This is a genomic window from Streptomyces himastatinicus ATCC 53653 (assembly GCF_000158915.1).
GTDB classification, from domain to species: domain Bacteria; phylum Actinomycetota; class Actinomycetes; order Streptomycetales; family Streptomycetaceae; genus Streptomyces; species Streptomyces himastatinicus.
The window spans coordinates 7,716,306-7,728,382 of record NZ_GG657754.1; the positions used below are offsets into that span (position 1 = coordinate 7,716,306).

Genomic DNA, 12,077 nt, shown 5'->3' on the forward strand with positions numbered 1-12,077 from the left:
CGGGGGCGGACAGCCGGTCGCGTTCGGCCGTCTCCGGGTGGTGGCGTCCGTCGCCGCCGGTCAGCACGCCGCGTTCCAGCAGGGCGCCCATCAGCGCCACGCCCAGGCCGCCCGCGACATGGTCGTAGCAGGTACGGGCCCGGCGCAGGGCGTTGGCGTGGGTGGACGCCCGTAGCGACGTGACCGGCAGCGGCGGCGCGATCCTGGCCAGCGCCTCGATGGCCTCGCCGACGGCGGGGCCGGTGAGCCGGTAGTAGCGGTGCCGCCCCTGCCGTTCGACGCGTACGACACCGGCCTCCAGCAGCTTCGCCAGATGCCCGCTCACCGTGGAGGCGCTCACCCCCGCCTCCGTGGCCAGCACGCTCGCGGGCAGCGCCCGCCCCTCCGCCAGCGCCAGCAGGATCCGGGCGCGGGAGGCGTCCGCGAGGGCGGTGGCGGCGCGGGCGATGTCCGCGTCGCGGGCGGGGGAGGCGGGGGAGGCGGCCATGGGTTCAGCGTAGGCCGCGGTCGCTTCGGCGCCCGGCGAAGTGTTCGTTCACACAGCGGCGCCGAACACCTCCTCCGCCTCGGCGATCGCCCGCGCCAGAACCTCCGGCTCGGGCCGCAGCCCGGCCGTGATCGTGTCGAGGCGGTCCAGGCCCGCCCGCCGCAGGAGCCGCTTCTCGTTGGTGACCCACTCGCCGCGTGCCGCCAGCACCGCGTGGCCGGTCTGCATGGCGGCGGTGGCCAGCGCGCCCGCGACCTCGGTGACCTGGCCGCGCCGGGCGTACGAGCCCTTGGCGTACGCGAGCGTCAGGGCGGCCCGGTCGCGCCAGAACGGGGGTGCCGCCGCGCGCAGCGCCTCCGGGTACCCGGGGCGGGGCAGGGTGCCGCGGAGCACCTGGTTGACGGCGAGTTCGGCGACGACGAGATAGCTGGGGATGCCCGCGAGGTGGAACATGAGCGGTTCCCAGTGGAAGCGGCCCTGCCGGGCCTCGGCGAGTTCGTGGTCGACGACGTCGAGGTCGCGGTAGTGGACGTCGACGTGGCGGCCGTCGATGGTGAGCCAGGCGCCCCCGTTGAAGACGCCCCCGCCCCAGGCGCCGAGCTCGGAGACCTCGCCCTCCCAGCCGACCGCGCGCAGCTCCGACGGGTCGAAGCCGCCGCGGTAGTAGAGGGCCAGGTCCCAGTCGCTGTCCGGGGCGTGGGTCTGCTCGGCGCGCGAGCCGCCGAGGGTGACGGCGCGCACGCCGGGCAGGGCGGCGAGCCGGTCGGCGGCGTGGCCGAGGAAGGTGTCGTCGGTCATGAGGTGACGGCTCTTCATGGGCGTATGAAAAGAGGCTGGCGGCGCCCTGTCAATGTCATTTATTCATCGGGCGACGGTCACTCGGGCCCGCCTTACATCGAAGGATGTATGTCGCTCCGGTACCTGGGAACGAAATACCTGTACACCTGCCATATCCCGCTGTCGCGCCCTCAGTTGGGGGCTATACGGTTCCCGTGTCCCCTCCGCGGAGCTGAGGAATGGTGATGAGGGCATGGGCTTGGCAATCGGCATGATTTCGGTGGGGATCGGCTCCGTCGTCATGAACGCCAAGGGGAAGGATTACATCTTCCTGGCATGGGCGGCGGATTTTCAGCCGGTGGTGGGAATTCTGCTGGCCGGGGCGGGTTGTCTGCTCGGTGTGACGCAGGGGATAAAGGCGCTCAAGAAGTGATGCGCAAGCACGCCGTGGCCCTGTCGGAATCCCGTCCCACGGGAATTGCTCCACGCCCCCGACGTCGTCATCGATGCGGGCGGTGTCAGGCCGCCGCCGCAGGAATGGGCGGGGTGTCGGAGCCGGGGGTGGCGCCGAAGTCCTGGAGCACCGCCCGGGCGGCGCGGCGGCCGGAGACGAGGGCGCCCTGCACGGTGCTGGCGTCGCGGTGGTCGCCGCATACGTACAGCCCGGACAGCAGCCGCACCGGGCGCCGCAGGTCGTGCGGTGCGGGCATGGCGGGTACGGCGTGCGGGTCGTGGTGGGCGGCCAGCAGCTCCCAGTCGGCGGTGGAGGTCCCGTAGACCGTGGCGAGCTGGGCCCTGGCCTGCCGGTCGAGTTCGGCGGTCGGCAGGCCCGCGGCAGCGCCCAGCACGGTGGAGGTGATCAGCACCCGGCCGCCCGGCGCGCGCGAGGGGTCGACCTCGCTCGCGACCGTGGTGTGGGCGACGGGGCCCTGGCCGCCCGCGGCCAGGACCAGGGCGGGTTCGCGCAGGGGCGGCTGGTCGGCGGTGTGGTGCAGCACGGTGACCGGGTGGAAGGCGGGCAGCCGCAGTCCGGGGAGGAGTTCGGCGGCGTCGTGCGCCCCGGTGGCCACCAGCACCGCCCGGCAGCGGATCTCGCCGTGTCCGGCGGTGGTCACGGTGGTGGTGGCGGCCGAGGTGGCCCGTATGCCGGTGCGCACGGTCCCCGGCGGCAGCGTGGCGGCCAGCAGTTCGGGGACGGTGGCGGCGCCGCCCGCCGGAAGGCACAGCCGGCCGCGGGCGTAGCCGCGCAGCACCAGGTCGGCGCAGCGGCTGGACGTGTTCAGGCCCGGGTCGCTCAGCAGCGAGACGAGGAGCGGGCGCAGCACGCTCTCGACGGTACGAGCGGGAAGGCCCCGCCCCGCCAGGGTCTCGTGGACCGGCCGGTCGGGGCGGGCGAGGAGGCGGTCCGCGGGCAGGGCGGCGAGCCTGCCGAGCGCGGCACCGAGTCGGGCCTGATCGAGTCCGCCGCCCAGAGGCGCGCGGGCGGCGCTCGCGAGAGCGCGCGCGGTGGTGAGTGCGCCCCTTGTGCCCCGGAGACCGCTCCGGGAGCCGCTCCGGGAGCCACGAGGCGTGCCGATCCGCTGCGTACGGCCGTCGCCGTGCACCAGCACCCCCTGGGAGAAGGGGCGCAGGGCGAGGGCGTCGAGTCCCGGGGTGTGCCGCAGCTCGGGGAAGGAGGTGTTCACCAGCTGACCGGTGCGGTCCAGCCGGAAGCCGTCGAAGGTATCGGTGGTCATGCGGCCGCCGACCCTGGGCGCGGCCTCCAGGACCGTGACCTCCATCCCCGCGCCGGTCAGCAACTGGGCGGCGGCCAGCCCCGCGAGTCCGGCTCCCACGATGACGACGTCCGTGCGGTGCGCGCTGGTGAGCACGTTCCCTCCCCGGGGTCGGGATGGAGCGGATCGGAACGGTCACGACGGCGAGGGCAAAAACGGGCGATGACGGACGCGCCTCCACCGAGCATGGGCGCACAACGGTCGCACGCCGATCGGGTTCGGCCGTTCCGTTTCGTGACGTCCCGTTCCCCCGAGACCTGTCGACGCCCCGTCAGCGCCGTCCGCCCACCGCCGCCTTCAGGGCCTCCTCGACATGCGGGTAGGTGAAGGAGAAGCCGGAGTCCAGGAGCCTGCGGGGGAGGGCCCGGACGCTGCCGAGGATGTCGGTGGACATCTCGCCCAGGGCGATCCGCAGCGCCGGGGCGGGCACATGGAAGAGCGTGGGGCGGCGCAGCACCCGGCCCATGGCCTCGGTGATCTCACGGTTGGTCACGGGGGAGGGGCTGGTGAGGTTGACGGGGCCGCTGAGGTCCGCCGTGTCGAGGATGTGGCGCAGCGCGGCGATGTGGTCGTGCAGGGCGATGAAGCTCCAGTACTGCCGTCCGCTGCCCATCCGGCCCCCGAGGCCCGCCTTGAACAGTGGGAAGAGCCGCCCCCACGCACCGCCCTCGGGCGCGATCACCAGACCGCTGCGGATGAACACCGTGCGCACCTCCGCCTCCTGTGCCGCGGCGGTCGCCTCCTCCCAGTCCTGGCAGAGGTCCGGGAGGAAACCGTGCCCGGGGGGCGCGCTCTCATCGACCGCGCGCTCCCCCGTGTCCCCGTAGAACCCCACCGCGCTTCCACTGACCAGCACCCGCGGCGGGGTGTCCAGGGAGGCCACGGCCTCGGCGATGGCGGCCGTGCCCAGCACCCGGCTGTCCCGCAGCTCCTTCTTGTACGCATCGGTCCAGCGGTGCTCGCCGATGCCCGCGCCCGCGAGGTGGACGACGGCCTCACACCCCGTCAGCCCGGCGGTGTCGACCCACTGCCGGTGCGGATCCCACTCGACCTCCGTCTCCTCGCGGGGAGTTCGCCGGACCAGCCGCACGACCTCGTGGCCGTCCTGGCGCAGGGAGTGGACGAGGGCCGTCCCGATGAGCCCGGTGGAACCGGTGACCGCGATGCGCATGGCCCCATCCTGCCCCCGATCATCCGGGGGATGTCGGACGTCGAGGAGCGCGTGGCAGAGTGACCAGCATGTCCGAGCCCTCTGCCCCGCCTCAGCCGTCCGCGGTGCCCGCGCCGCTGATCCGCCGCTCCGTGCTCGACGACGAACAGGCGCTGGTCGCTCTGGAGCGCCGCACCTGGTCGACGCTGCACTCCGTACTGCCGGCCCCGGAGCCGCCGTACGACGCCTTCTTCACCCACCGCAACCGCCCCGTCCACAACATGGTGGCCGAGCTGGACGGGAGCCCCGTCGGCTTCGTACGGCTCGTCCCGCCGACGCAGCTGGCCAGCAACGCGCACGTCCGCCAGATACAGGGGCTCGCCGTGGACCCGCGGGTGCGCGGCCACGGGGTGGCGCGGGCGCTGCTGCGCGCGGCGTACGAGGAGGCGCTGCGGCAGGGCGCGAGCCGGATCACCCTGCGGGTGCTCGGCCACAACCTCCCGGCGCGGCGGCTCTACGAGTCGGAGGGGTTCGTGGTGGAGGGCGTCCTGCGGGGGGAGTTCCTGCTGGACGGCGCGTACGTGGACGATGTGCTGATGGGCCGCCCCCTCACGCCGTGATCCCGGGGCCGGTCAGTCGCGGAAGCGCTCCCAGAGCCGGGGATACCGCGCCGCCAGCGCCGCGTCGTCCTCCAGGTCGACCGTCGCGCCGACCGGCTCCTCCGGCCGCTCGGGGAGGCCCAGGTCCGGCAGCACCGCGCCGGTGAGCTGCTCGTACGCCTCGTCGGCCGCGAACCCCAGGTCCTCGCAGTCGCCGTCCACCTGGTCGTCGAAGTCCTCCAGCAGCTCGGCCAGCGCGTCCGGGTCGTGCAGCGCGCCCTCGAACACGTCCCGGCCCTGGCCGATCAGCCAGTAGCGGAACGCCTCGAAGGCGTCGTCGCTGACCCCGCCCAGCAGCACCCAGGCGGCGCCCCACAGATCCCAGCGGTACGCCCGGTTGGCGCGGGCCTCGAAATGCCGGGCGAAGTCCAGCACGGAGTCCGGGTCGAGCTGTGACAGCTGCTCGACGAGCAGGTCGGACTGGTCCTCGGGGTCGCCCTCGGCAGCCTCCCGAGCGCTGTCGACCAGCCCCCAGAACTCCGTCTCGTCCATCATCACGGGACCAGCATCGGCCCTCGCGCCCACCCCCGCACGCGGAGCGACCCAGATGCGGCCCTCTTGTTATATGCGACAGGAGGTGTCGGGTTTCCTTGCGATCGTCGAACGCGTCACTGAGGACGGCTCCACGGAGAGGACACACATACGTGAGCACACAGGGCGCACTGGCAGGCAAGGTCGCACTCGTCGCGGGCGCCACGCGCGGCGCGGGCCGGGCGATGGCCGTCGAGCTGGGCGCGGCGGGCGCCACCGTCTACGCGACGGGTCGCACCACCCGGGACCGGGTCAGCGAGGTCGGGCGGCCGACGGAGACCATCGAGGAGACGGCGGAACTGATCACGGCGGCGGGCGGCACGGGCATCGCCGTGCCGACCGATCACCTGGAGCGGGAGCAGGTACGGGTGCTCGTCGAGCGCATCGACCGTGAGCAGGGACGGCTGGATGTCCTGGTCAACGACGTCTGGGGCGGCGAGCACCTGATCGTGTTCGGCAAGAAGACCTGGGAGAACGACCTGGACGGGGGTCTGCGGATGCTCCGGCTCGGCGTCGAGACCCACCTGATCACCCACTACTACGCGCTGCCGCTGCTGATCCGGAACCCGGGCGGCCTGGTGGTCGAGGTGACCGACGGCAACGAGGAGTTCAACAAGACCTACCGGGAGAACCTCTTCTTCGACCTCACCAAGAACGCCCCCATCCGCACCGCCTTCGGGCTGGCCCAGGAGCTGAAGGAGTTCGACGGCACGGCGGTGTGCGTCTCCCCGGGCTTCCTGCGCTCCGAACAGATGCTGGACCACTTCGGGGTGTCCGAGGAGAACTGGCGGGACGCGGTGGAGAAGGAGCCGCACTTCGCCATCGCCGAGACGCCGCACTTCGTCGGGCGGGCGGTCGCCGCGCTCGCCGCCGACCCGGACCGGGCGCGCTGGAACGGGAAGTCCGTGTTCAGCGGGGACCTGGCCAAGGTCTACGGCTTCACCGACCTCGACGGGTCGCGGCCGGACGTCTTCGGGTACTTCCGTGACGTCGTCTTCGGCGGCAAGGAGGGCACGGCCGCCGACTACCGGTAGCTACGGGTAGAGGTCCGCCATCCGTCGAGCTGCCTCGGCGAACCGTTCCCGCAGTTCCGGCGGCGCCAGCACCTCCGCCTCCGGGCCGAGGGCGAGGAGCTGGGCGTACGCGACCTCGGCGGACTCCACCGGCAGCGTCACGGTGATCCGCCCCTGCCCGTCCGGCTCCCCGGCGGACCGTACGGCCTCCTCGGCCGCCGTACGGTCCGTGGCGTACGGCAGTCCGCGGGCGCCCTCCGGGGTGAGGCGCAGGGTGACCTCCTCGCGGAGGATCGAGCGCGCGAACTGCGCCGCCCGCTCCTCCCAGAAGCCGGGCAGGTCGAACGTCTCGTCGCGCCGGAACCGGTCCTCGCCGGGCGCGGGCCCGACCGTGGCGAGACGGTCCACCCGGTAGACGCGGAAGTCGCCCTGGGAGCCTGTGGAGGCACCGGCGCGGGCCGCCAGGTACCAGACGCCCGCCTTGAGGACGAGCCCGTACGGCTCCAGCTCCCGCTCCACCTCGCTGTCCCGGCGGCGGTAGCGGACCGCGAGCCGCCGGTCGTCCCACACCGCGTCGGCGACGTCCGGCAGCAGGGTCGGTGTCTGCGGCTCCTGCCACCACCCCGGGGCGTCGAGGTGGAAGCGCTGCGCCACCGTGTGGGAGGCGTCGCGCAGCTCGGGGAGGAGCGCGGCGGAAACCTTCAGCCGGGCGGCGGAGGCGGCGTCGGCGAGCCCCATCTCGCGCAGTGCGGACGGCACGCCGGACAGGAACAGCGCCTCGGCCTCGGTGCGGCCGAGGCCGGTCAGCCGGGTGCGGTAGCCGCCGATGAGCCGGTAGCCACCGGCCCGGCCGCGGTCCGCGTACACCGGGACCCCGGCCTCGGAGAGCGCGGCGGCATCCCGCGTCACCGTGCGCTCCGAAACCTCCAGCTCACGCGCCAGCTCGGCCCCCGTCATCGAGGGCCGAGCCTGGAGCAGAAGGACCATCTTGATCAGCCGCGCGGCACGCACCGCCCCATCATGCCGTGACGGGGCGGTGCCGCGGGCTCAGATGCCGTAGCGCTCGGCGGCCTCCTTGGGGGCCGTGCTCTTGACCGCGCCCTGCTTGGCGAGCCGGGCCAGCGCGGTGACCACGATCGAGTGGACGTCCACGCCGAAGTGGCGGCGGGCCGCCTCGCGGGTGTCGGAGAGGCCGAAGCCGTCGGTGCCCAGCGAGTACCAGTCCTGCTCGACCCACTGGCTGATCTGGTCCGGTACCGCCCGCATCCAGTCGCTGACCGCGAGGACCGGGCCCGGTGCGCCTGCCAGGGCATGGGTGACGTACGGGACCCGGTCTTCGCCGTTGAGCTGCGCCGCGTCACAGGACAGGGCATCGCGGCGCAGCTCGCTCCAGGAGGTGGCGGACCACACGTCGGCGGCCACACCCCAGTCGTCGGCGAGCAGTTTCTGGGCCTCCAGCACCCAGTGGATGGCGGTGCCGGAGGCGATCAGCTGGATACGGGGGGCGTCGGCGGCGGGCGCCTCGGCCTCCTGGAAGCGGTAGAGACCCTTGACGATGCCTTCCTCGACGCCTTCGTGCTGCGGCATCGGGGGCTGCACCTTGGTCTCGTTGTAGACCGTGAGGTAGTAGAAGACGTCCTCGGCCTGCGGGCCGTACATCCGCCGCAGCCCGTCCCGCACGATCACGCCGACCTCGTACGCGAACGCCGGGTCGTAGGCGAGCGCCGCCGGGTTGGTGGAGGCGATCAGGTGCGAGTGGCCGTCGGCGTGCTGGAGGCCCTCACCGGTCATGGTGGTGCGGCCCGCGGTGGCGCCGATCAGGAAGCCGCGGCCGAGCTGGTCGGCGAACGCCCACATCTGGTCGGCGGTGCGCTGCCAGCCGAACATCGAGTAGAAGATGTAGAAGGGGATCATCGGCTCGCCGTGCGTCGCGTACGACGTGGCGGCGGCGGTGAAGTCGGCCATCGAACCGGCCTCGGTGATCCCCTCGTTGAGGATCTGACCGTTCTTGGCTTCCTTGTAGTACAGGAGCTGATCGCGGTCGACCGGGTCATAGGTCTGGCCGAGCGGGGAGTAGATCCCGGCGGTCGGGAAGAGCGACTCCATGCCGAACGTACGGGCCTCGTCGGGCACGATCGGCACCCAGCGGTGGCCGGTCTCCTTGTCCCGCATCAGGTCCTTGACCAGGCGCACGAACGCCATGGTCGTGGCGATCTCCTGGCTGCCGGAGCCCTTGGCCAGGGTCTCGAACGGTTTGGCCGAGGGCTCGGGCAGGGCCACCGCGTGGACCTTGCGGGCCGGGGCGGGGCCGCCCAGCTCGGCACGGCGCTCCTGGAGGTAGCGGACCTCGGGGGAGTCCTCGCCGGGGTGGGCGTACGGAACGAGGCTGTCGTCCAGCTTGCTGTCCGGGATGGGCAGCTCCAGGAGGTCGCGCATGGCGCGGAACTCCTTGCCGGTCAGCTTCTTCATCTGGTGGTTCGCGTTGCGCGACTCGAAGGTGGGGCCGAGCGTGTACCCCTTGACGGTCTGCGCGAGGACGACCGTCGGGGCGCCCTTGTGCTCCATCGCCGCGCGGTAGGCCGCGTACACCTTGCGCGGCTCGTGGCCCGCGCGGGAGGTGTGGAAACACTCGGCCAGCTTGGCGTCGGACAGCGACTTCGCCAGCTCGGCGAGGGCCGGGTCGGAGCCGAAGAAGTTCTCGCGGATGTAGGCGGCGTCGCGGGTCGCGTACGTCTGGAACTGGCCGTCGGGGACCTCGCGCAGGCGGCGCGCCAGCGCACCGGAGGCGTCCCGGGCGAACAGCTCGTCCCAGGCGGAGCCCCACAGCGACTTGACGACGTTCCACCCGGCGGCGCGGAACTGGGCCTCCAGCTCCTGCACGATCTTGAAGTTGGCGCGCACCGGGCCGTCGAGGCGCTGGAGGTTGCAGTTGATGACGAACGTGAGGTTGTCCAGGCCCTCGCGCCCGGCCAGCGCCAGGGCGGCGGTCGACTCCGGCTCGTCCATCTCGCCGTCGCCGAGGAAGGCCCATACGTGGGAGTTCGCGGTGTCCTTGATGCCGCGGGCGGCCAGGTACCGGTTGAAGCGGGCCTGGTAGATCGCGGAGATCGGGCCGATGCCCATCGAGACGGTGGGGAACTCCCACAGCCACGGCATCCGGCGCGGATGCGGATACGAGGGCAGGCCCTCGCCGCCCGCCTCACGGCGGAAGTGGTCCAGGTGCGCTTCCGTCAGCCGGCCGTCGAGGAAGGCGCGGGCGTAGATGCCGGGGGAGGCGTGGCCCTGGATGTAGAGCTGGTCGCCGCTGCCGTCGGCCTCCTTGCCGCGGAAGAAGTGCTGGAAACCCGTCTCGTAGAGCCAGGCGGCGGAGGCGAAGGTGGCGATGTGGCCGCCGAGCCCGTCCTTGCTGCCGCGGGTGACCATCGCCGCCGCGTTCCACCGGTTCCAGGCGGTGATCCGGCGCTCCATGGCCTCGTCACCGGGGAACGCGGGCTCCGCGGCGGTCGGGATGGTGTTGACGTAGTCCGACTCCAGCAGCGGCGGCAGCGACAGCCCGGTGTCCTCGGCGCGCTCCAGGGTGCGGCGCATCAGGTACGAGGCGCGGTGCGGTCCGGCGGCCTGGGTGACGGCAGCGAGCGAGGCGCCCCACTCGGCGGTCTCCTCGGGGTCCCGGTCGGGGAACTGGTCGAGCGCACTCGGCTGCGTGCTTGCGAGATCGGTCATGCGGTCGACTGTAAGTTCTGATCGATGATCGATCAAAGTAGGTGAAGGGAAAAACTTGTCCGTAGGCCGAAATTGGCATTCCGTGCCGCGAAATCAGGCACGCGGTGCACAGCCGAGCACATGGGCCTTGACCAGCTCTCCCACCCGCGGATCCCGGCGCCGGAACGCGTCCACCACGGCCTCGTGCTCCTCGGCGTACGACTGCTGAACGGTGCCCAGCCAGCGGATCGACAGCGTCGTCCAGATCTCGATGCCCAGCGACTCCCAGGTGTGCAGCAGCACGCTGTTGCCCGACGCCCGCACCAGCTCCCGGTGGAACGCCACGGTGTGCCGCACCTGGGCCTCGCCGTCGGCCCTGCGGTCCGCCTCGTACAGCGCCCGCACCTCGGGCTCCAGTGCCGAGGTGTCCTCGGCCAGCCGGGGCGCCGCCAGCTCGGCGGCGATCTGCTCCAGACCGGCCCGCACCGGATAGATCTCCTCCAGATCGGCCGCGGTCAGATTCCGCACCCGGACGCCCTTGTTCGGAGCCGACTCGATCAGCCGCAGCGTCTCCAGCTCCCGAAGCGCCTCCCGTACGGGCGTCTGGCTGACCTCCAGCTCCGTCGCGATGCGCCGCTCCACGATCCGCTCGCCCGGCTTCCACCGCCCGCTGACGATCCCCTCCACGATGTGCTCGCGGATCTGCTCGCGCAGCGAGTGGACGACGGGCGGGATCATAGGGAGCGCTCCTTCGGAACCAGCGGTGAACGGAAGTCATTATCCAGGCAGCGGAAGCATCGCGGTCCGGAGCCGAAAAGACACGAACGGCGAGGACTCAAAAAAGGGCCGCGCCCCGCACGGAAGCCCGTGCGGGGCGCGGCCGTCTGCCGGAGGGCGATCAGAGACCCAGCTCGACCTCGAACTCGCCGGCCTCCAGGATCTCCTTGACCGCGGTCAGGTAGCGGGCCGCGTCGGCACCGTCCACCAGGCGGTGGTCGTAGGAGAGCGCCAGGTACGTCATGTCGCGCACCGCGATGGTCTCGCCCAGGTCCGGGTGGTTGATGACCACCGGACGCTTGACGGTCGCGCCGATGCCCAGGATGGCGACCTGGTTCGGAGGCACGATGACCGTGTCGAACAGCGCACCGCGCGAGCCGGTGTTGCTGATCGTGAAGGTGGCGCCGGACATGTCGTCCGGGCTGATCTTGCTGGAGCGGACCTTGCCCGCCAGCTCCGCCGTCTTCTTGGAGATACCCGCGATGTTGAGGTCGCCGGCGCCCTTGATGACCGGGGTCATCAGGCCCTTCTCGGCGTCCACCGCGATGCCGATGTTCTCCACGTCGAAGTACGTGATCGTGTCGTCGTCGTTGATCCGGGCGTTGACGGCCGGGTGGGCCTTCAGCGCCTGGACGGCGGCCTTCACGAAGAACGGCATCGGCGAGAGCTTGACGCCCTCACGCTGCGCGAACGACTCCTTGGCCTGGGCGCGCAGCCGCATGACCTTGGTGATGTCCACCTCGACCACGCTGGTCAGCTGGGCCTGGCCGTGCAGCGCCTTCATCATGTTGTCGCCGATGACCTTGCGCATCCGCGGCATCTTGATGGTCTGGCCGCGCAGCGGCGAGACCTCCTGCTTGGCGGCCTTCGGCGCGGCGGCGGCCGGAGCCGGCGCCTGGGTCTGGGCCGCGGCCTTGGCGGCCTCGGCGGCGGCGATGACGTCCTGCTTGCGGATGCGGCCGCCGACGCCGGTGCCCTTGACGGTGCCCAGGTCCACGCCGTTCTCCGCGGCGAGCTTGCGCACCAGCGGGGTCACGTACGCGCCCTCGGCCTCGGGGGAGGCCGGAGCCGGGATGGACGGCGCCTTGGCGGCCGGGGCCGGGGCGGGCGCCGGAGCGGCCGGAGCCGGAGCCGGGGCGGGGGTGGGCTCCGGAGCCGGGGCGGGCGCCGGGGCCTCCTCCTTGACCGGCTCAGGGGCCGGGGCGG

12 protein-coding genes are annotated in these 12,077 nt (G+C 72.4%); 3 read left to right on the forward strand and 9 right to left on the reverse strand.

From position 1 onward, the window contains the following. Both SSOG_RS32760 and SSOG_RS32765 read right to left on the reverse strand, forming a co-directional pair. Window positions 1-487 (reverse strand): ArsR/SmtB family transcription factor (locus SSOG_RS32760; protein WP_009718554.1); only part of this gene is annotated, 487 nt, incomplete at its 3' end. A gap of 48 nt (window positions 488-535) precedes the next feature. After that, entirely contained in the window at window positions 536-1,303 is a 768-nt protein-coding gene (locus tag SSOG_RS32765) for a nucleotidyltransferase domain-containing protein (protein ID WP_009718555.1), read from the reverse strand. A 214-nt stretch (window positions 1,304-1,517) separates the two neighbouring features. Between SSOG_RS32765 and SSOG_RS32770 the strand changes: the two genes are divergently transcribed. After that, entirely contained in the window at window positions 1,518-1,697 is a 180-nt protein-coding gene (locus SSOG_RS32770) for a hypothetical protein (RefSeq protein ID WP_009718556.1), read from the forward strand. Window positions 1,698-1,782: 85 nt separating this feature from the next. Here the strand turns inward: SSOG_RS32770 and SSOG_RS32775 are convergent, their stop codons facing one another. Further along, window positions 1,783-3,135: an NAD(P)/FAD-dependent oxidoreductase gene (locus SSOG_RS32775; protein ID WP_009718557.1), complete on the reverse strand. Its 1,353-nt coding sequence runs from the start codon at window positions 3,133-3,135 to the stop codon at window positions 1,783-1,785. Between the two features lie 175 nt (window positions 3,136-3,310). Beyond that, on the reverse strand, window positions 3,311-4,210 hold the full coding sequence (locus SSOG_RS32780; protein WP_009718558.1) for a TIGR01777 family oxidoreductase: 900 nt from the start codon (window positions 4,208-4,210) through the stop codon (window positions 3,311-3,313). 68 nt (window positions 4,211-4,278) lie between these two features. Between SSOG_RS32780 and SSOG_RS32785 the strand changes: the two genes are divergently transcribed. Next, the gene (locus SSOG_RS32785) at window positions 4,279-4,809 is read left to right on the forward strand and encodes a GNAT family N-acetyltransferase (RefSeq protein WP_009718559.1); all 531 of its coding nucleotides are present in this window, start codon (window positions 4,279-4,281) and stop codon (window positions 4,807-4,809) included. A 12-nt stretch (window positions 4,810-4,821) separates the two neighbouring features. Here the strand turns inward: SSOG_RS32785 and SSOG_RS32790 are convergent, their stop codons facing one another. Next, window positions 4,822-5,340, reverse strand: coding sequence for a DUF4240 domain-containing protein (locus SSOG_RS32790; protein ID WP_039942097.1), 519 nt, complete (start codon window positions 5,338-5,340; stop codon window positions 4,822-4,824). 152 nt (window positions 5,341-5,492) lie between these two features. On the opposite strand from SSOG_RS32790, the gene SSOG_RS32795 reads away from it, so the two are divergent. Continuing rightward, complete coding sequence (locus tag SSOG_RS32795; protein WP_009718561.1) at window positions 5,493-6,413, forward strand: SDR family oxidoreductase; 921 nt, start codon at window positions 5,493-5,495, stop codon at window positions 6,411-6,413. Here the strand turns inward: SSOG_RS32795 and SSOG_RS32800 are convergent, their stop codons facing one another. The 4 genes from SSOG_RS32800 to sucB form a co-directional block, all read right to left on the reverse strand. Continuing rightward, window positions 6,414-7,403 (reverse strand): helix-turn-helix transcriptional regulator, encoded by a 990-nt coding sequence (locus SSOG_RS32800; protein ID WP_009718562.1) that lies wholly within the window; start codon window positions 7,401-7,403, stop codon window positions 6,414-6,416. Window positions 7,404-7,439: 36 nt separating this feature from the next. After that, window positions 7,440-10,115 carry a pyruvate dehydrogenase (acetyl-transferring), homodimeric type gene (gene aceE, locus SSOG_RS32805; RefSeq protein ID WP_009718563.1) on the reverse strand — a complete coding sequence of 892 codons (2,676 nt, stop codon included), beginning with the start codon at window positions 10,113-10,115 and terminating at the stop codon, window positions 7,440-7,442. A gap of 93 nt (window positions 10,116-10,208) precedes the next feature. Beyond that, window positions 10,209-10,832 carry a GntR family transcriptional regulator gene (locus SSOG_RS32810; protein WP_009718564.1) on the reverse strand — a complete coding sequence of 208 codons (624 nt, stop codon included), beginning with the start codon at window positions 10,830-10,832 and terminating at the stop codon, window positions 10,209-10,211. 160 nt (window positions 10,833-10,992) lie between these two features. Then, on the reverse strand, window positions 10,993-12,077 hold a 1,085-nt coding region (gene sucB, locus SSOG_RS32815), incomplete at its 5' end, for a 2-oxoglutarate dehydrogenase, E2 component, dihydrolipoamide succinyltransferase (protein WP_039939244.1).